The organism is Microcoleus sp. SVA1B4, from assembly GCF_036700545.1.
GTDB lineage: Bacteria > Cyanobacteriota > Cyanobacteriia > Cyanobacteriales > Microcoleaceae > Microcoleus.
In genome coordinates this window covers 1-23,815 of record NZ_JAUBPB010000018.1, presented here as the reverse complement: position 1 = coordinate 23,815, position 23,815 = coordinate 1, and the positions used below count along the sequence as shown (strand labels likewise).

The following is a 23,815-nucleotide window of genomic DNA, read 5'->3' as shown; positions in this document are numbered from 1 at the left end:
CGCCATAATGTCGATCAACTCTACTCTGTTCGCGAGCTAATCGGGGCGATCTGCTTGTTGATAAAAAGCCATAACCTCTGGAATAATCTGATTCAGATTACCAGCACCTAAAAACAGAGCCAAATCCCCCGGTTGCAGATTTTGGGTTAAAAACTTAGTGACTGACTCCAGGGAAGGGGCAAACTCAACCTCTCGGCCTTCTTTAGCAATCAAATCAGCAACCTGCTGCCCGCTAATCTCTCCTAAATTCGGTTCCCCAGCACTATAAATATCGCAAGCCACAACCAAATCAGCATCCCCAAAAGATTGAGCAAATTCTGGCAAAAATGTCAGAGTCCGGCTGTAACGGTGGGGTTGAAAAATTGCAACCACTCTTCGGGATTTGGGATTTTTTTCGCTACCTTCGATACGCAAGCGAGCCGCCGCCAAGGTGACACGAATTTCGCTAGGATGGTGGGCGTAGTCGTCCACAAACAGGATGTCATTGTGAAAACCCCGCACCTCAAAACGGCGGCGAGCTCCTTCAAAGCCAGCAATCGCTTTGGCAATCGCCGAAAACTCTAACCCCAACAATCGGCCCACTGCTACCGCAGCTAGTGCATTGCTGAGATTGTGTGTGCCCAGCAACTTCAACTCCATTTCCCCCAGGAAAGCTCCTCGCTCCCAAATCCGAGCCTTGGTGCTTTCGGCCCCGTACTCCACGCCCGAAGCCGTGTAGTCAGCACCGCTGTCCGGCTGCAAGCTATAACTGACATGAGGCTGAAGGCAATCTTTGACGATTTGGTCGTCTATGCAGCCCACCAAGGTTTGACAGTTTTGGGCAAACACCTTAAATGTGTCTATTACCTGGTCAAGGGTATCGTAATGGTCTGGATGATCCAGTTCCACATTCGTCACTATGCCAATTTTGGCTACCAGCTTAACGAGAGAACCGTCGGATTCATCAGCCTCGGCCACTAAGTAGGGCCCTTCCCCCAAACGGGCATTGCCTTCCCAAGCATTTACCTCGCCTCCTACTACGATCGTCGGGTCTAGACCTGCAGCCATCAGCATGAAGCCGATTAAGCTGCTAGTAGTAGTTTTGCCGTGAGTCCCGGCTACGGCTATGCTTTGGTAATCTTGAATTAACGCTGCCAACACATCCGATCGATGAAAAATCGGACAGCCCAAATCTAAAGCAGCTCGATATTCGGCATTGGCTGGGTGAATAGCCGTCGAACATACTACTTGAGGCAATCCCGGAATTGCTTGGGCGCTTGAACCGTTGCCATTCAATTGGACAGCTTTGGCTGTCGCGACAGAAGTCCCTACCGTACCAGCGACTATCGAGGATACTGCCCTTTCCTGTTGCCCGCAGTCGGGACTGCTACCGTTAAGGGCCGTTTCAAATAATTCAAAATTGCTGGCGTCTTGACTCCAAAAAATATGAGCTCCCATTCCTTGCAAGCGCTCGGTTATGTGACTCGATTTAATGTCGGAGCCGTACACAGGCAACTTGCGTTTAGCTAGAATGTAGGCAAGGGCTGACATCCCAATCCCACCAATGCCGATGAAATGAAATGGTCTACCGCTAAAATCAACAGAACTCGGCATCTTTGCTCCTCACACACCACACCACGCCAATAACACGCGATATCATATCAAGAATTGTTTTTTCAGGATACAGTTCGCTAGAGATTTTGTACAAAATTCTCTGCGTGTCCCTAGATTTTAGGGACTTGTAGAGATGTTTGTCTTGTATCCTATATGACTTAGTACCGAGTAGTTTTCCGGAACAGTCACAGCTCGAAAATTGCAGGTAACAGAAAACGGGGTCTGGGGTCGGGGCCAATAGACTAATTTTGGGTGGTTGCATACTCCTGCATTCTTTCTATTTCTATCCGCCTGCTGTGCTGGGATACGGCAGCAAAAGCCCCACAACCTTTCTACCAAGATTGAGGGTAAAACCCATAAGGATTTACAAACACTACCACGAACAACAAAATTTCGCTCATTTTGTAGTCATTTATCTACTCCTACGGTCATTTTTTCTTGAAAGTTAGGGATTGACACGATCGCAACTCAACTACAGCAACTATAGATAGTCTGTATTCTCACTTAATTGTATATATACCAAGTTATGCAGTTAGCCGAATAAGTCGAAAAGCGATAGAGCTTACGGTTAAAAGTGTATAAACATAAAATTGGCGCGATGTCTCTACTAATCCTGATTTTGGGGAAATATGGCGAAAATAGCGATTTTGGGGGGGACTTTTGACCCGGTTCACTGGGGTCACGTGTTGGTAGCCGAGACGGCTGCGAGTCAATTTGCTCTCGATCGAGTCATTTGGGTACCGGATCGCTCTCCTCCTCACAAGTGGCGCCCGGATTTGGCAAGTTTTGAGCAGCGGCGGGAAATGCTTGCTTTGGCGATCGCCGATCGGCCTGACTTCGTAATTTCGCCGCGGTCGGCCAATCCCAGAGGCAGTTGTTTTGCGATCGACACCCTGCTGTATTTGCAAAAATTGTATCCCGGCGATCATCGCTGGTACTGGATTATTGGTAGTGACGCACTCCTTACTCTTCCCAAATGGCACCGGTGCGCCGAAATTGCCCGGTTGTGCGACTGGTTGGTGGCCCCACGTCCGAGTCACGGAGATCGAGAGACAGCAGAAAGCAAGGAGAGTGGGGGACTGTCCGAGTGGGGAGATTATCCGGGTGGAAAACCCCTCGATTCCGGGGGGGACAGGATGCAGGTTCAGGCAAATGCTGTGGGCCGACGAGTTGCCGAACAAATGGCTCTTGTGGACGTGGAAATTCGCTGGGAAGTGCTGTCCATGCGTGCGATCGAGATTTCGTCGAGCCACATCCGCCGCTGCTGCGCCGAAAAAATCGACCTCCGCTACTTAGTCCCGGAAGTTGTCGGGACTTATATTGCAGCCCATCAGCTTTACCAGTAACCAGCGGCAGAAAGCCTAATGCCTTATGCCTTGCAATTTCAGCCTTCTAGAAAAGTTCAAGCTTTTTTGATAAACACAAAAAGTTAGAAAGGATCGAGCTTTGCGATATGATCTGGTGTCATCTCAAAGGTGGGCGGAAACCCCGTCGTTTTAAGACCGCTTTATATTAAACTATAGTTTGGTCAATGACCCACCCGCGACGATGGATTCAGACAGCCTAACGAGCGAAGTCCAGTACAACTGGCGGCGCAGACAAATCGGTAGACCGGGAAAAGAGGATAGGGCAATGGTAAACATCCCTGGAATCAAAACAACAGATAAGAATTCCTTTTAGGTATTCGACGCATAAAAACCGCTGGGCTAGCGGGGTTAGTCTGTGGAGCGAACATAAGACCAGAAAACTCCTTGTGGGTGGAGGCAGTTGCGATGAAGCAGAAACTCAAATCGTGAGGTTTGGGAATCACCGTGGCTTTAGCCCGGTGAGAATGTCAAAAGTCAATTCTTAAATTTTGGAAAAATTTAAGCCTGAGCTAGGGGCTGCCATCGTTAGGAGGTACAAGGTGATTAGAGTCGCGATCAATGGTTTTGGACGTATCGGGCGCAGTTTTGCGCGCTGCTGGCTGGGCAGAGAAAACAGCCAGCTAGAGTTGGTAGCTATTAATGACACTTCCGATCCCAGAAGTAATGCTCACTTGCTCAGATACGATTCCATGATGGGAACGTTGAAGAATGTGGACATCAGTGCGGATGAAAATTCCATTACCCTAAATGGGAAGACAGTTAAATGCGTGAGCGATCGCAACCCGCTAAACTTGCCTTGGAAAGATTGGGGTATTGATCTGATTATTGAATCGACCGGTGTCTTCGTTGACCAAGCTGGTGCATCGAAGCATATCACTGCCGGCGCTAAAAAAGTGCTAATTACCGCTCCCGGCAAGGGTTCTGAAGTTGGCACTTATGTGATGGGAGTCAACCACCACAACTACAAGCACAGTGACTACACAGTCATCAGCAATGCTAGCTGTACTACCAACTGTCTGGCTCCTGTACTGAAAGTGCTGCACGAAAATTTTGGCATCGTCAAAGGCATGATGACCACTACCCACAGCTATACTGGGGACCAGCGCTTGCTGGATGCCAGCCACCGCGATTTGCGGCGGGCCCGGGCGGCAGCAATGAATATTGTGCCGACTTCTACCGGAGCAGCACAAGCTGTGGCTTTGGTGATTCCAGAATTGAAGGGCAAGTTAAACGGTATTGCCATGCGCGTGCCGACTCCTAATGTGTCGGTAGTTGATTTTGTGGCTCAGGTAGAGAAAAAGACTTTTACCGAGCAAGTAAATCAAGTGTTCAAAGAAGCTGCCGAAGGCTCCATGAAAGGGATTTTGGAGTACAACGATTTGCCTTTAGTTTCATGCGACTATCGCGGAAGTGATGCTTCTTCGATTCTGGATTCCAGCTTAACGCTGGTGATGGATGGCGACATGGTGAAGGTTTTGGCTTGGTACGACAATGAGTGGGGCTACAGTCAGCGGGTGGTTGACTTGGCTGAATTGGTCGCCGAACGTTGGGAAGGTTAGATCCCTGACTTCTTTCCGGCAGTCCAGCCGTCCGGCAGGGAATTCATTCCCTGGCGGACTAGGGAGTGGCCGACAGTCAGCTTAAGTAAAATCCAAAATATGTAAGTTGGGTTGAACGATAGCAAACCCAACCTACTTCTTAGTCTGCGGAGGCAGATTTTGTTTGTGTAGGATCGGTTTCAACCGCCGAATCATCAAAGTAAATAGTTTATATGAAAAAAGCACTGATTTGTGGTATCTCAGGTCAGGACGGAGCTTATTTAGCTAAACTGTTGCTCGATCGAGGTTATGAAGTTTGTGGCACCTCCAGGGACGCCCAAATGTCTAGTTTCGGGAACCTGGCCCGTTTGGGCATCCGAGACAGAGTAAAACTAGAATCCATGTCTCTCAACGATTTTCGCAGCGTCTTGCAAGTGCTTGCCAAAATAGAGCCAGATGAGGTGTACAATCTAGCAGGTCAAAGTTCCGTCGGTCTGTCTTTTGAACAGCCCGTAGAAACCCTCGAAAGCATTGCCACAGGCACATTGAATCTCTTAGAAGCAATTCGGTTTACAGGCGGCAAAATCAAACTTTACAACGCCAGTTCCAGCGAATGTTTTGGGGATACCGGAGGCAATCCAGCCGATGAAAATACGCCTTTTCGCCCCAGAAGTCCTTACGCGGTGGCGAAAGCAACGGCATTTTGGGAAGTAGCGAATTATCGGGAAGCGTACAATTTGTTCGCGTGTTCTGGTATTCTGTTCAATCACGAGTCGCCGCTGCGGCCGGAGAGGTTCGTCACCCAAAAAATTGTATCTGTTGTCTGCCGAATTGCTGCGGGTAGTTCGGAAAAACTGCATTTGGGAAATATTTCAGTGCAGCGGGACTGGGGTTGGGCGCCGGAATATGTGGAGGCGATGTATTTGATGTTGCAGCAGGAAGAACCGGACGATTATGTAATTGCGACGGGTGTAAGTTATCCTTTGGAGGAGTTTGTGCAGACAGCGTTTGTTGCTGCGGGTTTGGATTGGCAGGAACATTTAGTAACCGATGCGAGTCTCTACAGACCGACGGAGATTGCTGTAGGGAGGGGAAATCCGGGTAAGGCGAAGCAAAAGTTGGGCTGGGAGGCGAAGTATAAGATGCCGGATGTGGTGCGGATGATGGTGGAAGCGAGGATGGGTAAGGTTTGAAGAGTGTTTCAGAAAAGATAGCTCTTTGTTTGGAATAAATACCTGTTCTGAATTATCAGCGGTTGTGTACCATTTTCAAGATGTAAAAAAATGCAAGTAGTTATACTAGCCGGCGGTTTGGGTACTCGTCTCCGAGAAGAAACTGAATTTCGTCCTAAGCCGCTAGTAGATGTGGGCGGATATCCGATTCTCTGGCATATTATGAAAACCTATGCCCATTACGGTTTTCGCGAGTTTATTGTGTGTTTGGGCTATCGGGGCAACATGATTAAGGAATATTTCCTGAATTATGAAGCGATGAATAATGATTTTACTATTTGCCTGGGCCGCCAAAATCAGATTACCTATCACGAGGAGCACCGCGAGCAAGATTTTAAGGTGACACTGGCTGAAACGGGCCCGGACACCATGACTGGAGGGCGGGTGAAACGTGTGGAGAAATACATTACTGATGATACCTTTATGGTGACATACGGTGATGGAGTTGCTGATATCGATATTGGAGCTTTGATGGATTTTCATAAGGCTCATGGTAAGCTGGCAACGGTTAGTACAGTTCGTCCGATATCCCGATATGGTATTTTAGATGTGGACAGCCAAGGAAAAGTTCTCGAATTTACGGAAAAACCTCAAATAGATGGCTGGGCTAGTGCGGGATTTTTGGTACTTCACCGCAGCATATTTGAGGCTCTGAGCGGGGATGATTGTTTTTTTGAGCGAGAGCCACTAGAGCAGTTAGCGGCCCAGGGACAATTGATGGCGTACCGCCACGAAGGTTTCTTTTTTGCGATGGATACTTACCGCGAGTATAAATATTTGAACGAACTTTGGGATAATGGAGAGGCTCCTTGGAGGGTGTGGGAATGAGTGAATTTTGGCGCGATCGATCGGTATTGGTGACAGGCTGCACTGGCCTTTTGGGTAACTGGTTAGTAGCTGAGTTGCTGGAAAGAGGAGCCTTGGTAACGGGATTAGTCCGTGACTTGGTGCCCCAATCCCGACTTTATGCTGGAGAGTGGTATCGGCAAATTAATATCGTTCGCGGTTGTGTGGAAGATTTGTCAACGGTAGAACGAGCGATTAATGAGTATGAAGTAGATACGGTGTTTCACTTAGCAGCTCAGACAATTGTGGGAGTTGCAAATAGAGAACCACTCGCAACTTTTGAAACGAATATTAAAGGCACTTGGAATATTCTAGAAGCTTGTCGCCGGGTTGGAGGTGTGAGTCGAATTGTCATAGCATCCAGCGATAAAGCCTATGGAGACCAGCTAGTGTTGCCTTACAGTGAAACAACTCCGCTGCAAGGAGAACACCCTTACGATGTTTCTAAAAGCTGTGCTGATTTAATCAGTCGCGCTTATTATGTTACCTATGGTTTGCCGGTTTGCGTTACTCGCTGTGGGAACTTTTATGGCGGCGGAGACTTGAATTTTAATCGCATCGTTCCGTCTACTATTCGATCGGCCTTACGAGAAAAGCCGGTAGTCATCCGCAGTGATGGCACTTTTATTCGGGACTATTTCTATGCGAAAGATGGGGTTTTAGCTTATCTGCATTTGGCTGAACAAATGGACAGGAAAGAAGTTTTGGGAGAGGCGTTTAATTTCAGCAATGAGCTGCAAATTTCGGTGCGGGGCATGGTAGATAATGTTTTGAAATTGATGGACAAGACTCATTTAGAGCCTGTCGTATTGAATCGGGCCAAAAATGAAATCAAACATCAGTATCTCTCGGCCGATAAGGCTAGAAAAATGCTTGGTTGGGAATCTAAGTATCCTCTAGAAGAAGGGTTGAAAGAAACAATTGAATGGTATAAAAACTTTTTGATGGAGGAAAACACCTGTGTGATCAGCGTGTGAGGGAAGATTTCTGTGACTGGGGTTTTAATTTTCTTTCTCTTATTGGATAGTCAAGGGGGCTAATTCGGTGCCATCTAAATGTCGTTTTTGCAGTCACCCATTGGAGCATACTTTTGTAAATCTGGGGATGTCGCCGCTGGCGAATGCTTTTCTATCTCAAGAGCATCTGAATTGTGCAGAGAAATTCTATCCACTTCATACTTATGTCTGTGCTAATTGTTTTTTAGTGCAGTTAGAAGAGTTTGAATCCCCGGATAGCATCTTCAGCGACTATGCTTATTTTTCTTCCTATTCAGACTCTTGGCTGCGTCATGCTCAGAAATACACAGAGTTGATGGTGCAGAGGTTTGGATTTGACGAAACCAGTCAGGTAATTGAACTTGCTAGCAATGATGGCTACTTACTCCAGTATTTTCAGCAGAAAGGAATTCCCGTATTGGGGATTGAACCTGCTGCAAATGTAGCTAAGGTGGCTGAGGAAAAAGGGATTCCAACTTTAGTAAAGTTTTTTGGCGTGGAAACGGCTAAAGAGTTGGTTTCACAAGGTAAACAGGCAGATTTGTTGCTGGGAAATAATGTGTTGGCTCATGTGCCTGACTTGAATGATTTTGTGGCGGGGATGAAAATTCTCCTGAAACCAAACGGCGTCTTGACAATGGAGTTTCCTCATGTATTGCAACTAATTCAAGACAATCTGTTTGACACGATTTACCACGAGCATTTCTCTTATTTTTCGCTGTTGACGGTTGAGAAAGTTTTTGCTAGTCACGGTTTAACTTTGTTTGATGTGGAGGAATTACCGACGCATGGCGGTTCTTTGCGGATTTACGGGAGCCATGAGGATTGTGATAGTCTAGCAGTTGGCGATCGCATTTCCCAACTCAAAGCTAAGGAAGTGCAAGCAGGACTAAATCAGATTGAAATTTATGTAGGATTTTGCGAACAGGTTAAATCTACTAAACGTCAAATGCTAAGCTTCCTAATTGATGCCAAAAATCAGGGCAAATCAATTGCAGGTTACGGGGCGCCGGCTAAGGCGAATACGCTGCTGAACTATTGCGGTATCCGCACGGATTTGATTGATTATACGGTGGATTTAAGCCCGCACAAGCAGGGTTTGTTTTTGCCGGGAACTCAGATTCCGATATATCATCCAGACAAAATTCGGGAGACTAAACCGGATTATTTGGCGATATTGCCTTGGAACATTAAAGATGAGATAGTAAGTCAGATGAATTATATCCGCGAGTGGGGAGGTAAGTTTGTGGTGCTGATTCCTCAAGTGGAGGTAATCTCGTGAAGTTTACTGAAACCAAGCTTAAGGGAGCTTATGTTATTGAGGTAGAACCCATAGCAGATGAGAGAGGATTTTTTGCCCGCAGTTGGTGTCAACAGGAGTTTGCAGAACATGGTTTGAATCCTAATCTAGTGCAGTGCAATATTTCTTTTAACATTAAGAAAGGTACTTTGCGGGGAATGCACTACCAGGCTAAGCCTAACGAGGAAGCGAAGTTGGTTAGGTGTATTAAAGGCGGAATTTATGATGTAATTATAGATTTGCGCCCCGATTCTCCTACTTTTAAAGAGTGGTTTGCAGTAGAGCTAAACTCTGAAAATCGCAAGATGATATATATACCTGAAGGTATGGCTCACGGCTGTCAAACTTTGGCAGATAATACGGAAGTTTTTTACCAGATGTCGGAATTTTATTATTCTGAATTAGCCAGGGGAGTGCGGTGGGATGATTCGACTTTTAGTATTGATTGGCCAGAGATATCTCAGCGCGTCATTTCGGAAAAAGATCGTAATTTCCCCGATTTTGTGCTATGAAAAAAGTGCTGGTTACGGGTGCGGGAGGTTTTGTTGGCAGACACTCGCTCAAGACGCTGGTGGAACGAGGGTTTGAGGTTCATGCTGTCGCTTCTAAGACTTCGCCGGCTGTCAATTCGGATTGTACTTGGCATCTAGCAAATTTGTTAGACCATACATCCATTAAGGAGTTAGTTGGTCAAGTAAAACCTACACATTTGCTGCATTTTGCCTGGTGTTATACAGTACCTGGACAATACTGGAAGTCACAAGATAATTTCTTGTGGGTGCAGGCAAGTTTGGAATTGTTGAGGCAATTTCGAGAGCAAGGGGGCGATCGAGTAGTGATGGGTGGAACCTGCGCGGAGTATGATTGGAAGTATGGTTATTGCTCGGAATGTGTAACGCCGAGAAATCCAGATACTCCCTACGGTATTTGTAAAAATGCTTTGCAGGAGATGGTAAATTGCTATTCGGAGACGACAAGTCTCAGCAGTGCTTGGGGGCGTATTTTCTTTCCCTACGGTGCTTACGAATACCCCAATCGGCTGGTTTCTTCAGTGATTCTTTCTCTCTTAAAGGGAGAGCCTGCTCGCTGCTCTCACGGTAATCAAATCCGGGATTTTCTGTATGTACAGGATGTGGCTGATGCTTTTGTGGCTCTTTTGGAGAGTGAGGTGACAGGAGCGGTTAATATTGGATCGGGACAGCCGATCGCAATTAAAGATGTTGTTTACACAATAGCCGATCTAATAGGGCGATCGGATTTAGTGCAGTTAGGTGCTATTGCGTCTGCTCCGAAAGAAGCACCTTTGTTAGTGGCGGATGTGACCCGTTTATCTAATGAGGTGGGTTGGCTATCAAAGTTTAATTTGGAAATCGGATTAAGGCAAGCTATAATCTGGTGGGAAAAGCAGCTTTTGTCCTCAAAAACTGGTGTCTAAGATTCGTTACCTAAATCTAATTATAACTAGGAAAAATCATGAAATTAACGTTAGATACAGATGCCCAAAAATTAATTCAAGAAATAGACGGTGAGTGTCAAACTATCCCGCTCTATTCTAAGGAAGCTTTTGAACTCATTTCTCACTACTGGGTGAAATTAGGCTGGAATCAAAAATATACCTACAATTTCAGTTGGCTGGGACGGCCAATCATTCAACTCCCTGAAGACATGATTCGGATTCAGGAAGTTATCTATCAGGCTAAACCCGATGTAATTATTGAAACCGGGGTGGCTCACGGAGGCTCGCTGATTTATTATGCTAGCCTGTTTAAAGCAATGGGCAAGGGTAGGGTTGTAGGAATTGATATTGAAATTCGCCCCCACAACCGCAAGGCTATAGAGGAACACGAACTGTCATCGTTCATTACTTTAGTGGAAGGCAGTTCTACAGATACCACTATTGTAGAGCAAGTTAAAAAACTGGTTAATCCAGGGGAGACTGTCTTGGTGAGTCTTGACTCCTGTCACACAAAACAGCACGTTGCTGACGAGTTAGAGGCTTATTGCAGTTTGGTGACACCAGGCTCCTATATAATTGCCACCGATGGGATTATGAAGGATTTGGATGATGTGCCGCGCGGGAATCCTGAGTGGAAGTGGGATCATCCTACTGCGGCGGCTGCTGAGTTTGCAGAAAAGCATCCAGAGTTTGTGTTGGAGCAACCTAAATGGCCGTTTAGCGAGAGCGATTTGACGGAGAATGTGACTCACTGGCCAGGGGCTTGGTTAAAGCGAAAATAACAAAATTAGACTCGTTTTGGCAAGTTTTGTAAGATTTGCATGAGTTCGTTGTAAATCACTTGCCAATCACAATCATAATTGCGAGTCATTGCATCAGCGTTATTCTCATCCTCAGTGATATATTCTTTAGATATCAACACTGGCGGTACAGCATTTTCTCGATAAACAGGTGAAAATGAGTCCTCAACCGCATCATAGTAAGCCTTATTTCCATGACCTACCCCAGGCTTGCTTGCTATCCAGGTTACAAAAGTCATTCCTGTTCCAAATGGTACGGCATAAAGGTCGATTGCTTCAGCCCAGACAATGGTTTCATAAATGGGATGACCAATGGTGCTGTAAGTTGTAATTTCAGGCGGAAGGAGATTGAGAATAGGTTGTAAACAATCTTGATCTAATGCCTCGATCTGGGTCTCATTTGAGGCATTCTCTTTATCTCTTTCAGGTACCGACCAACCATCAAATACAACAGCTAAGTTAGGAAAATTTGTATGCAGGCTTTTAATAATGTTGGCTGTACCTTCTATTTGAGAGAACCAAGTTCTTTTATAGTTCCGAAGTGTAATCCACAGTAAAGGAAAGTGATTCTTAGCCCTTTCTACTTTTTCTAAAAAATCTTGAGAACATTTTTCAACAGAACTCTGATATATCTTCTTGGCTAGTTCTTCTTCTATAAAGGTGTCTGTGAGTCGGACTGCGAATAAATTATTTTCTATAATATTTTTGAAAATAACCTCTGTACAGCAGCTATCTAGGCGGATGATTTGATCGGACGGTATGCTTGGGAAAATGTCGTCAACCATAATATACTCATGGGAACCAACCAAGAATTTATCAATATTATTGAGGGTTCCATTTTTATCATAATAGTAAATTCCTGAGCATTCATTCCAGACATAATGTCCTACATTATAAGCTATACCTAAAACAGCACAAACAACTTTTTTTTCTTGATAGAGATAGGAGTTAAATTGTTGCCAATTACTCAAAACATAACTTTTGAATAAATTAATTACGCCCGTAAAATTTCCATCCGGAAAGTTGTCCAAAACAATCATCAGTTCTTGGTTAGGCAAATAAATACACTGCTTACTTCCCATCCAATCACCATACATTAAATAAAAGACTTCCTTACCAACAAAACGATATAATATAAATGGATAAACATAAAATGACTGGTTTGATCGCAGAATTTTACCCGTGAAAGGGCAGACTGAATAAACAAAACCCGTTTCTACTATGCTTTGCTGTAGATTAATAGCTTTGTCCCACTGAAAATACCGAGACATTTTGGGATGTCTTTTTACCTTTCTTGAAAGCTGAAATCCTTGGTGGTCATCAAAACTATTGATATAGATTTCCTCCAAAGCAATATTTTCTTGCTTTATCAAGCCTAAATTCTCGATGGATAAACCTAGATTTTGCAAAAGCGAGCGATCTGAATCATTTAAATTCCAAAGATTAACAACTGTATATTGACTACTATTGACAAAATATTCGTATGCTGAATTTTGACTAATTTCAGATGGGTAATACAGATTCACTGTATCAAGTGGTCTTAATTCATTTAGTCCCTCCCATATTAAATCGTATGTTTTTTGATCGTTACTTAATAAAATCTTGGGAATATTTTGGAAACAAGCTAGGGCCTCATCCATTCGGTTGGCTTCTGCCAAATAAAGGCCTAGTTGATGATAAATACTGATTGCTTCCTCATGTTTTCCCTGTGTTGTCAAAGCTTCTACTAAACCATTGTAGAAGGGGTGATGATTGGGATACAATTCAATGGCACGACGATAACAATTAACAGCTTCTTCTAAACCAACGGTCATGTAGGAACGTTTCAACAACGTCTGAAATTCTGCCAAACCCTCCCGCCAAACTTTTATCCCCAGTTCCCGACTGTGACCCGGAGTTTGTAGCCAATTAATGCAACCTTGTTTTTCCACTTCCGAAAGAGAACGTCTCAGATAAACTCTATACCATTCGACCGTATAAGTAGCATCATCTAATTGGGAGGTAGCCTGCAAAAAGGTCTGGTCATTGAGAAAACATACGGCCGGTAATTCTGGGTCAAATACTTGGTAGTCTTTATGGGTAACTTCAGCCAAGTTATATTCGGAAAAAAAGGTTTCTGGGTTCTCCATTATCCGCTGATAGATAGCTTCCCCTAGCTGGTGGTGACATTCATAGGCTTCGGGGTTCAGTTCTAGGGCGCGACGATATGTGGCGATCGCCTCATCCCACTTTTTTAGTTGTGATAGAAGCTTTCCTAACTGCTGGTAAAGTTTTTCAGTCACCCCACGATAGACAGCGAGCGCGTCCTCTAGTTTGCCTTCTTGTTGCAGTTGGTTGGCCTTTTTGACTTCTATTACAGAAATTTCTGAGTTCATCTTACTTTCCTTTTTTGGGACCTAACGATTTTTAGGAGTTGAATTTTCCAACACAGACTATAAATTTCTCAGAGGAATTATTGAGTATGGTAAGAAAAGTTGATATTTGTTGCCTTTACTTTCCACGAACAATTAAGCTCTGTTCGGGTTCAACGAATTGATAATTTTCAGAGTTTCATTGTAAACAATTCTCCAATCGAAATCATAATTTTGACAGCCTACTGATAAAATATAAGGTGAAGCTTGTTGATCGACGATACACTCAACCGGCACAAAGACCGGGGGTACGACATTTTCGCGACTATAAGTTACTTGTTCTCTCAGATGTTCTGTATTTATTGAACTGTTTGCGTGCATCACACCGGGTTTATTAGCAATCCAGGAAACGGCGGTACTTCCTGATGAAAGTGGTATAACATATAAATCAATAGCATAAGCCCAGACAACTTTCTCATAGCTCATGCTACCAATTGTACTATAAGCCTGAATATCAGGTGGTAAAATTTCTAAAATTTCTTGCTCTGTGGCTTTATCCTTAGCAATCATTAATTCTCCACGCTCATCCTCTCTTTCTATCCGAGACCAACCATCAAAGACAACTCCTAGACGCGGAAAATCCACCGCAAGATTTTTGATAATATTAACGATTCCTTCTACTTGAGAAACCCAAGATTTGTCATGGCTGCGAAGACCAAACCACAGCAAAGGAAAGTGTTGATTTTTTGCCCGATCTACCTCAGCTAAGAATTGTGGAGAACACCTTTTTAATGAACCATCATACATCCTAGTTGCCAATTCTTCTCTAACAAAAACATTGGTCACTCTAACAGCTAAATAATTATTTTCAATAATAGCCTTAAACATACTTTTTTTATCCGTAATTCTGATTGTTTTGTCAGCAATTTCGGGGAAAGCATCAGCGACATTAAAATACTCATTTGGTTCGATTAAAATTTTATCGAGTTTATCCAAAAGACCATTATCCGACAAAAATTGAAGTCCAGTTACTTCATTCCAAAAATAGTGTCCTATGTTCGTCAGTAAGCCTAAAATTGCCACTACGCCTTTTTTCTGGGGTTTTGAGATATATTTGATGCTGTGTTGCCAACAACTAACCATAGAGCCTTTTAATCGGTTAATAATTGCTTGTTCAGAACCTTGGAGAAATGGATTGAGGTGAATAATTAGCTCTAAACGGGGAAAATAAATAAACATCTTTGGTCCCCAAAAGTGTCCCACGATTAAATAATAAATTTCAGTTCCAACAAACCGATAACTCATCATGGGTAGCCATGCTACATCGTAAAAGGATTGTTCTGACCTAATAACCTGACCACTCACCGGACAAACTGAATAAATATAGCCTGTTTCCACGATACTTTGTTGATAAATATTCGGTGGATTCAAATGGGATTGATATATAAATTGATAATTAGTTTGCTTGGGTAATTGTTGAGAAAGCCTAGTATTTCTATCCTCGGAAAAATAATTGATATATATTTCTTCTAAGGTGACATTATCTTTAGCAATTAACTGCAAATTGGCTAGTAAAAATCCCTCTTTTTCTAGGAGAGCTTTGTTCTCTTCGGTTAAACACGAAAGGTTCATAATAGTATATTGACTGGTTTGACCGAAGTAGTGTTCAATAGCTTCAGGTTGAAGGTCAGTGGGATAATAGGAATCTGAGGCTTCCAGGGGAGCCAATTGATTTAATCCTCGCCAAAGTATCTCGTACATCTTTCCTTCCTGAAGGGGTGGATGGGTAGCTTGTTGAAAACAGGCTACTGCTTCAGCCATCTGGCCCGCTTCGGCTAACTTGAGACTTAACTGATGGTAAAGAACGAGGGCTTCCTCATGTTTGCCCTCTTCTGTAAACATTTCTGCTAAGCGATAGTATGATGAATGATGATTGGGATACAATTCAATGGCACGACGATAACAATTAACAGCTTCTTCTAAACCAACGGTCATGTAGGAACGTTTCAACAACGTCTGAAATTCTGCCAAACCCTCCCGCCAAACTTTTATCCCCAGTTCCCGACTATGACCCGGAGTTTGTAGCCAATTAATGCAACCTTGTTTTTCCGCTTCCGAAAGAGAACGTCTCAGATAAACTCTATACCATTCGACCGTATAAGTAGCATCATCTAATTGGGAGGTAGCCTGCAAAAAGGTCTGGTCATTGAGAAAACATACGGCCGGTAATTCTGGGTCAAATACTTGGTAGTCTTTATGGGTAACTTCAGCCAAGTTATATTCGGAAAAAAAGGTTTCTGGGTTCTCCATTACCCGCTGATAGATAGCTTCCCCTAGCTGATGGTGACATTTATATGCTTCAGGATTCAGTTCTAGGGCACGACGATATGTGGCGATCGCGTCATCCCACTTTTCTTGTTTGACGAGAAGTTCCCCTAACTCCTGGTAATATTCCTCACAGGGTGATAGTTCCACTAGGCGACGATAGGCCGCGATCGCGTCCTCTATCTGTTCCTGTCTCACTAAAGCCTGGGCTAACTGTAACAAAACTTCTTGGTTGTCCGGTTCTAACTCTAGCAGTTTTTGGTATTCTGAGATGTTATCGCGATTGTCTTCGATCGCCTGTCGATAACGTTTGATAGCTTCTTCTCGGTCTTCGGTAGGCTCTAAAGTCGAGGCTTTTTCCTTTTCCTGTTCGCTGAGTTGAATCGCTTGACGGTACGCCGCGATCGCCTCTTCCAGTTGTCCCAATTTGGCGAGACACTCTCCTAAGCTGTAGTACGCGGTCTGATTCTGGGGATTATGTTCGATCGCACGACGATAAGCAGCGATCGCTTCCTCTAGTTTTCCCTGTTGTACCAAAGTATTTCCCAACTGCAACCAGAGTTCCCAGTTATCGGGTTGAAGCTGCAAAAGATTTTGATAAGCTTCTACGTTGTCTGGATTGAGTTCTATCATCTGGCGATAGGAGGCGATCGCTTCTGCTAAAGCGGACTGATTTTGCTGTTGCACTGCATTTGCCAACGCAGAATGAATCCAATCAGCATCAGGGTTCAACTCACTTGCACGGCGGTAAGCGCCGATCGCCTCATTCAGTTGACCCAATTTTGCTAAACTATTACCTAGCCCCACATAAGTCCCAAAATGTTCGGGATTGAGTTCAATCGCCTTGCCGAAGGCTGTAGCCGATTCTTCCCACTGTTGTTGTTGAGCGAGGGCATCCCCTAAGTGGTGGTAACTCCAAGAAAAATCCGGTTTGATTTCTATGGCATGGCGGAAGGCCGTGACGGCTTCATCGAACCGACCTAGTTTGGCTAAGGCTTCGCCCATGTGGTGGTATGCCCAGGAATCGTTGCTATTGAGCTCAAGTTTCCGATTGTAAGCAGCGATCGCTTCTTCTAGAGTACCTTCCTCTTGCAGTTGCTTGCCCTTGTGGAATTCGCTCATAGCCGTCTCATCCTTATCTCTGCGATTACTTTTTTTATACAACTATCAAGTTATCAGTTTAAACTCAATGGCGCTACGCTTCGCAGCACAGGCTTGTCTATATTACCTGGTTTTGCCACAGCATCACCACTTAGAGGGGAAATTATGGCTGTTATTGGGGAGCAGAATTAAACGATCGCGCCCGATCGAAAAACCATTTAATTTCCCGTACAAATCTAAAACTCACCGCCTCCTCGCTACTAAAGCAAAGCACGGCCCGTGAGGAGTGTGAGGCTGATCGAAGTTGATGCGGATGTCGGTTAACCCAAAATAGGTCAAACATGACATGATATCTTCACGGCTCATCCAGTTACTAAATCGACTGCTGCCGCCGCAAAAACCAGCAGCTTTTACTTCACCTTTGTATTCCCCATATTCCTGACGGTAAAGCATATGTTTAAAGCCTTGATACTCAGCCGCAGTCTTCTCGGCAAACCTTGGGGAAAGGTAAGGAGTGCTGCGGATTATATTCTCGTCATAGTAGTGAGTCCATATAAAAACTCGGTCTGAAACTTTAGCAATCAAGCCGATCAGCTCCGCAGGGTTTGTCATGTGGTACAGTATGCCGCTGGCGAAGCAAGTATCAAACTTACCTGGATTTGACCGCAGATATTCTACACAATCGCCACAAAGAAAGCGGGCATTGCGAAGTCGTACAACTTCTTTAACAATTAGGCATTTTAGATAAGCGCGAGTGCTGGCCTCAACTGCCGTAATTGATGCTGCTCCGAGTTGCTCTAGCATATAGGTGTGTCCCGCTTCTAGTGGGCCTAGTTCCAGGATTGTTTTGCCTTTAACTCCCCCTAATTGCTCTACAGCCCAACTGACGCGACCATCTTCAAACAGCGTACTTTGTCCTGCATTTAATAATGACAAATCTCCTGGCAACTTAGATGCCCACTCACCTTGAAAAATATCTAGCGCATTTTGTACGCTGGGTACAGATTTGACATAATAATCAATGATTTCCATAAGCTTACTGTTTTAAGTTAATTTTTTGTGTGCCGAGTCCAGTGCTTCACTCTGATGCCGAAGTTGGGCTTTGAGTCAATGGCACGCGGATACAGCCCGATCGACCTTTCTAGTTTACCCGATCGCGCGGGGAATGTCGATCGCTTGAGTGCGATCGGCTGAGTTTATTTTTGGGATAATATTTATGGTAAATTTGGTGGTTTGTGGTTTGGGGGCGATCGGCCATATACAATACCTGATTTTGTGGGAGCATCCTCAGAGGTCTGAAGTCTGGTATCCTTGGGAATGAGGCGGCTTGAGTTTAGTGGGGCGATCGGGCAAAACTTACCTTATGTAGTAAGATGGAATATAAAAGCCCGATCGCCACTCGGGTAAATTATTTTTGATTTTTTGGGCAGATGTGATTAACTCAAGTACAGATAATCTTCTACAATACAAAAAAACCATATAATTATGGAAGCAGAATATCCTACAGCTAATGATTGGTATAAATCTCATCGCCGGGAGTTAAAAATATATCGGGGTGAGTGGATTGCTTATACTAACAAAGGGGTGATTAGTCACGATCGCGATTATCGAAAGATGAAGGATGCGATTCCGACTGATGTGCCTAATTTAAGTTATGTAATCGGTCGTATATATGAAAGCGAGTTTGTTGAACCAGTCAGGTTTTATCCTGTTAGAATGAGGGCATTAAAGGCTCATGATTGGCAGCCAAGATATGAACTGCATCTAACAGCTCAAAACTCCGCAAGAGTCGAAATGCTGGTGGATTCTGGAGCCGAACTCAGCTTAATTACTAAGCAGCTTGGTGAAGATTTGGGTTTGAGTAGAACTGCTAGAGAGATTATCAGTAAAGCTGAGGGAGTTGGCGGCAGTATTGAATATCTGTTACGAGATATTGAAATGGAGTTGGATGGTCATATTTTTACGGCTCCTGTAGCTTGGGCACAAACTGATTTTTGTCAAGAGGTTCTTTTAGGGAGAGAGGTAGTATTTGACTTGTTTGATATAGAATTTAAGCAAGCTGAGGAGACGATTATTTTTAAGCGGCGATCGCAGTGAACTGCCTCGATCGACTTTAATTTAATTTTTTGTGTGCCGAGTCCAGTGCTTCACTCTGATGCAGAAGTTGGGCTTTGAGTCAAGGACACGCGGGTAGAACCCGATCGACCTTTCTAGTTTACCCGATCGCGCGGGGAATGTCGATCGCCTGAGTGCGATCGTCTTCGTGTGTTGATTTTTCGGGTAATATCTATTGTTAAGCTCGATGGCAAGCGGGCTTGCGGGCGACCGGCCATCTATAATACCAGGTGCGTGCGGGAACATCCTCAGAGGGCTGAAGTCTGATATCCTTGGGAAAGCAACGGCTTGAGTTGATTGGGAGTTCATTGGGGGCGATCGGGCAAAACTTACCCTATGTAGTAGAATGGGATACAAAAGCCCGATCGCGACAAAAGTAAATTATGTTTGAGAAAATTTTGTAGCGACAGATATCATTAACCCAACGATAGATGATTTTCTAAAATACAAGAAAGTGATTTAATTATGGAACCAGAGTATCCTACAGCCAATGATTGGTATAAAGCTCATCGACCGGAGTTAAAAAAATATCGGGGTGAGTGGATAGCTTATACTAACAAAGGGGTGATTAGTCACGATCGCGATTATCGAAAGATGAAGGATGCGATTCCGACTGATGTGCCTAATTTAAGTTATGTAATCGGTCGTATATATGAAAGCGAGTTTGTTGAACCAGTCAGGTTTTATCCTGTTAGAATGAGGGCATTAAAGGCTCATGATTGGCAGCCAAGATATGAACTGCATCTAACAGCTCAAAACTCCGCAAGAGTCGAAATGCTGGTGGATTCTGGAGCCGAACTCAGCTTAATTACTAAGCAGCTTGGTGAAGATTTGGGTTTGAGTAGAACTGCTAGAGAGATTATCAGTAAAGCTGAGGGAGTTGGCGGCAGTATTGAATATCTGTTACGAGATATTGAAATGGAGTTGGATGGTCATATTTTTACGGCTCCTGTAGCTTGGGCACAAACTGATTTTTGTCAAGAGGTTCTTTTAGGGAGAGAGGTAGTATTTGACTTGTTTGATATAGAATTTAAGCAAGCTGAGGAGACGATTATTTTTAAGCGGCGATCGCAGTGAACTGCCTCGATCGACTTTAATTTAATTTTTTGTGTGCCGAGTCCAGTGCTTCACTCTGATGCAGAAGTTGGGCTTTGAGTCAAGGACACGCGGGTAGAACCCGATCGACCTTTCTAGTTTACCCGATCGCGCGGGGAATGTCGATCGCCTGAGTGCGATCGTCTTCGTGTGTTGATTTTTCGGGTAATATCTATTGTTAAGCTCGATGGCAAGCGGGCTTGCGGGCGACCGGCCATCTATAATACCAGGTGCGTGCGGGAACATCCTCAGAGGGCTGAAGTCTGATATCCTTGGGAAAGCAACGGCTTGAGTTGATTGGGAGTTCATTGGGGGCGATCGGGCAAAAATTACCCTCCTTTGTGGTAAGCTTCTGAGAAACCATTTTGGGGGTAGGTTGTCTTAGGGCGACTGGAAGTTAAAAGTAGAATATTTATTAGATAGTAATCTCTGGAATCAGAATCATAAGGAGGATCGCTGATGCGTGTAGAAGCTTGTTGTCAAAGAATTTTAAGCTACGTTCTTCCCTTGGTAGACGAAAAGCGAGAAGGCATTTGTATTGATGTTGGCGTAGGAACATTTGCATTTTATTGCGAGATGTTTTCCATGCTGGGATTTAAAACTATCGCCGTTGAACCCCTCCCTGTGGAAGGAGTGCGGGTTTTGTGTCAATATGACAGCATCACTTTGATAGAAGCTTGCCTATCAGATGTCAACGGCACTCAAACTATTCATTTAGGAAATGTGGCTGCTGGACTGGATAGTAATTATGCTTCTCTTGAACCGGACTGGTTTGGTGTTGCTACAGAGACACGAGAAGTACAATCATTGACCTTATCTAAATTACTGTTAAACATAAATGCTCAAAAAGTAACTTGTTTAAAGCTAGACATAGAAGGTGCGGAGTCTACGGTTCTTACTCAATTGGGGGAATTACCCAAAGCTTGGCAGCCAAGCGTAGTTATGTTTGAATATGGGGGTGGCGGCTCTCGGGAAAAAGGTCAATATGGTTGGTCTCCCAAGTATGTGAGCGCTACTATGGAGTGTATCAGAGCCTTGAAGGAGTGCGGATATAATTGCAGCATTATGATAGATAATGCCCTAGACACAGAAGCCCGAGTATTTGAATTGCAATCATCTACTTTAGAACCCGATTCAATATTTTATCCGAACGGCGGCTACGGAAACATTATTGCTTTTCGTGATTTTAATATAGCCCAAGATGAAGTTGCAAAAGTTTGCGCTCCCTATCATGAAACAACCCCCCCAAGCGATGGTTCAGGAAACAATAAAAATGTAATAACAATATCGGGAACAGAAGAATTAGAGCTGTCTAAGTTTCAGTTGCACCAGACTAGAGAGGAGTTGGAACAGTGTAAGGCTGTGCTGCAACAGATTCAGGGGGAAGCGCAACAGTACCAAAGTCAACTGCATCAAACTCAGGAAGTATTGGAACAATTCCAAGATCAAATGCAACAAGCTGAGACACTGTTGCAAGAGTATCAAGGTCAACTGCATTCGACGCAGACAGAGTTGGAGCAATCTCAGTCACAACTGCATTCGACGCAGACAGAGTTGGAGCAATCTCAGTCACAACTGCATTCGACGCAGGCAGAGTTGGAGCAATCTCAGTCACAACTGCATTCGACGCAGGCAGAGTTGGAGCAATCTCAGTCACAACTGCATTCGACGCAGGCCGAGTTGGAGCAATCTCAGTCACAACTGCATTCGACGCAGGCCGAGTTGGAGCAATCTCAATCACAACTGCATTCGACGCAGGCCGAGTTGGAGCAAGCTCAGTCACAACTGCATTCGACGCAGGCCGAGTTGGAACAATCTCAGTCACAACTGCGCTCCACTGAGGCAGTATTGGAACAATCTCAGTCACAACTGCGCTCCACTGAGGCAGTATTGGAACAGTCGCAGTCACAACTGCATCAAAATAGAGCAGAGTTAGCACACAAGAATTCTCAACTGCATCAGAGTGAGTGGGAATTAGAGCGAACTCGTTTTCAACTGCATCAAACTCAGGCAGAATTAGAACAGTCTCAGGCAGCATTAGCACAGTGCCACTCCCAATTAGAGCATATTCAGTTGGAAGCCGAGCGATTGATCTCTCAAATGGGACAAGTTCAGGGAGAATTAGAACAGTCGCAGTCTAAACTTCGCAGCAGCAGCATGGAATGGAAGCGATCGCACTCTCAACTTGTCCAGGTTCTAGGAGAATTGGAACAGTCCCAAGCTCAGCAGCGTCAGACAGAAGCAATATTGCAGCAGTCACAGTCTCACAAGCATCAACTTCAAAATGAATTGAAGCGGTTCTACTCTCAACTTGTCCAAGTTCAGGAAGAATCTCAGGATTATCAGTCTCAACTTGTCCAAGTTCAGGAAGAGTCCCAGCATTATCAGTCTCAACTTGTCCAAGTTCAGGAAGAATCTCAGGATTATCAGTCTCAACTTGTCCAAGTTCAGGAAGAGTCCCAGCATTATCAGTCTCAACTCCATCGTAGTCAAGAAGAGTTGGATAGATCGCATTTCCAGCAATATGCGCTTAGCTATCGAGGTGTCGAGAGTCAGATGCCGTACACACTTCTAGTGTGGGATGCCTGGTATGCTTACCAAAGTGGCGATTTGATTAAAATGCAACAGTGTTTGCAGGAGTCTTTGAAGATTACACCTCTGTCACGAACCGAGTCTGTAGTCAACTGGTTAGATAGTTTTGCTAAATTTTCATCAGAAAAGGGACATGGTTTTGATAGCTACGCATTGACCAATTCAGAAGAGTGGAAACGACTGATGCAACAGAGAGTTACTGTAAGTAAGCGCTGAGGAATGTTGTGATTAGGTAACTTCCTGATGACTACTTTTTTTTCAGTGTGTTAGGCTATAGTGGTCGCTGAGACAGCGATAACTATAACACAAAATAAAAGTTAACTAACAAATCCAAGGATTAGTGCAAAAGGGGGTTCTTGCTTTGGTTGAAATCATTTCAGTTCACTTGCCCAAAACAGCAGGCTCAACGTTCCGTCAAATCTTAATACAGGTTTATGGCTCCGAACAAGTTTTTTGTGACTATTTTTTAGATGGATTCACGGAAAAATTTGAGTCCCGGCCAGTTACCCATGCTCTGGAGTTGATTTCACCTCAGCATCGAGTGATTCACGGTCATTTTCCTGCGAGTAAGTACAAGGAATATTTTCCCGAGGCAAAATGGATAATTTGGTTAAGAAATCCTCTAGGGAGATTAATTTCATATTATTGGTTTCAGAAAGGAATAGCACCCACGGATGATTCATCCCTAGTACGCCACATACAAGAAACTCAAATGAATATATTTGAGTTTGCAGAGTTGCCTGCCATAAAATATTGGAGTGCGCCCTCAATAATTAGTGGGATGAAACTCAGCGATTTTTACTTTGTAGGGATACAAGATTTTTTTAAAGAGGACATGGAAGACCTCAAAAAAAAGCTAGGATGGTCTCAAATGGAAGTGCCTGTTTTGAATGAGAATCCATATCCAAAATATCAAAATCATTTGCAAGAAATGTTGGATGACAGTAAGTTGATGAACAACCTCGAACATATTTTAAGTGCGGACATGGAACTGTATCAAGAAGCTCTGAATCTAAGAGAGAAGCGGAGAGGAGAGTCCAAAGCCGCCAGCGTGAATCAACATAAACTAGAATTGTCGAAGAAAGAATCTTCGTTAGAGCAAATTCAGA

At 44.1% G+C, this 23,815-nt stretch carries 17 protein-coding genes; 13 read left to right on the top strand and 4 right to left on the bottom strand.

Going from position 1 to position 23,815, the window contains the following annotated elements:
* Positions 1-36: 36 nt before the first annotated feature.
* Positions 37-1,593 carry a UDP-N-acetylmuramate--L-alanine ligase gene (gene murC, locus QT987_RS11125; RefSeq protein ID WP_333239781.1) on the bottom strand — a complete coding sequence of 519 codons (1,557 nt, stop codon included), beginning with the start codon at positions 1,591-1,593 and terminating at the stop codon, positions 37-39.
* Positions 1,594-2,222: 629 nt separating this feature from the next.
* On the opposite strand from murC, the gene nadD reads away from it, so the two are divergent.
* The 9 genes from nadD (at position 2,223) to QT987_RS11080 (ending at position 11,109) form a co-directional block, all read left to right on the top strand.
* Positions 2,223-2,939, top strand: a complete 717-nt coding sequence (nadD, locus tag QT987_RS11120; RefSeq protein ID WP_333239779.1) for a nicotinate (nicotinamide) nucleotide adenylyltransferase — start codon at positions 2,223-2,225, stop codon at positions 2,937-2,939.
* 560 nt (positions 2,940-3,499) lie between these two features.
* Entirely contained in the window at positions 3,500-4,519 is a 1,020-nt protein-coding gene (locus QT987_RS11115) for a type I glyceraldehyde-3-phosphate dehydrogenase (RefSeq protein WP_333057138.1), read from the top strand.
* A 212-nt stretch (positions 4,520-4,731) separates the two neighbouring features.
* Positions 4,732-5,691, top strand: coding sequence for a GDP-mannose 4,6-dehydratase (locus QT987_RS11110; protein ID WP_333239777.1), 960 nt, complete (start codon positions 4,732-4,734; stop codon positions 5,689-5,691).
* A gap of 90 nt (positions 5,692-5,781) precedes the next feature.
* A complete protein-coding gene (gene rfbF / locus QT987_RS11105; RefSeq protein WP_333239775.1) occupies positions 5,782-6,558 on the top strand; it encodes a glucose-1-phosphate cytidylyltransferase in 777 nt (258 codons plus the stop codon).
* A complete protein-coding gene (locus QT987_RS11100) occupies positions 6,555-7,553 on the top strand; it encodes a GDP-mannose 4,6-dehydratase (protein WP_333239773.1) in 999 nt (332 codons plus the stop codon). Before rfbF ends, QT987_RS11100 begins: the two co-directional genes overlap by 4 nt.
* A 67-nt stretch (positions 7,554-7,620) precedes the next feature.
* Positions 7,621-8,853 carry a class I SAM-dependent methyltransferase gene (locus QT987_RS11095; protein ID WP_333239771.1) on the top strand — a complete coding sequence of 411 codons (1,233 nt, stop codon included), beginning with the start codon at positions 7,621-7,623 and terminating at the stop codon, positions 8,851-8,853.
* Entirely contained in the window at positions 8,850-9,383 is a 534-nt protein-coding gene (rfbC, locus tag QT987_RS11090; RefSeq protein WP_333239769.1) for a dTDP-4-dehydrorhamnose 3,5-epimerase, read from the top strand. The genes QT987_RS11095 and rfbC overlap by 4 nt, the downstream gene beginning before the upstream one ends.
* On the top strand, positions 9,380-10,306 hold the full coding sequence (locus tag QT987_RS11085; RefSeq protein WP_333239767.1) for an NAD(P)-dependent oxidoreductase: 927 nt from the start codon (positions 9,380-9,382) through the stop codon (positions 10,304-10,306). Before rfbC ends, QT987_RS11085 begins: the two co-directional genes overlap by 4 nt.
* A 38-nt stretch (positions 10,307-10,344) precedes the next feature.
* Entirely contained in the window at positions 10,345-11,109 is a 765-nt protein-coding gene (locus QT987_RS11080) for a CmcI family methyltransferase (protein WP_333239764.1), read from the top strand.
* A 5-nt stretch (positions 11,110-11,114) separates the two neighbouring features.
* Here QT987_RS11080 and QT987_RS11075 read toward each other — a convergent pair whose 3' ends face one another.
* The 3 genes from QT987_RS11075 to QT987_RS11065 form a co-directional block, all read right to left on the bottom strand.
* Positions 11,115-13,502: a tetratricopeptide repeat protein gene (locus tag QT987_RS11075; RefSeq protein WP_333239762.1), complete on the bottom strand. Its 2,388-nt coding sequence runs from the start codon at positions 13,500-13,502 to the stop codon at positions 11,115-11,117.
* A 132-nt stretch (positions 13,503-13,634) separates the two neighbouring features.
* A complete protein-coding gene (locus QT987_RS11070) occupies positions 13,635-16,925 on the bottom strand; it encodes a tetratricopeptide repeat protein (protein ID WP_333239760.1) in 3,291 nt (1,096 codons plus the stop codon).
* A gap of 222 nt (positions 16,926-17,147) precedes the next feature.
* Entirely contained in the window at positions 17,148-17,936 is a 789-nt protein-coding gene (locus tag QT987_RS11065; RefSeq protein ID WP_333239758.1) for a class I SAM-dependent methyltransferase, read from the bottom strand.
* Between the two features lie 453 nt (positions 17,937-18,389).
* Here QT987_RS11065 and QT987_RS11060 point away from each other — a divergent pair, with 453 nt between their 5' ends.
* From QT987_RS11060 to QT987_RS11045, 4 genes are all read left to right on the top strand, one after another.
* On the top strand, positions 18,390-19,001 hold the full coding sequence (locus QT987_RS11060) for an aspartyl protease family protein (RefSeq protein ID WP_333239756.1): 612 nt from the start codon (positions 18,390-18,392) through the stop codon (positions 18,999-19,001).
* Between the two features lie 483 nt (positions 19,002-19,484).
* Positions 19,485-20,096 (top strand): DUF5678 domain-containing protein, encoded by a 612-nt coding sequence (locus QT987_RS11055; RefSeq protein WP_333208673.1) that lies wholly within the window; start codon positions 19,485-19,487, stop codon positions 20,094-20,096.
* Positions 20,097-20,573: 477 nt separating this feature from the next.
* Positions 20,574-22,922 (top strand): FkbM family methyltransferase, encoded by a 2,349-nt coding sequence (locus tag QT987_RS11050; RefSeq protein ID WP_333239754.1) that lies wholly within the window; start codon positions 20,574-20,576, stop codon positions 22,920-22,922.
* 145 nt (positions 22,923-23,067) lie between these two features.
* Positions 23,068-23,815 (top strand): sulfotransferase family 2 domain-containing protein (locus QT987_RS11045; protein WP_333239753.1); only part of this gene is annotated, 748 nt, incomplete at its 3' end.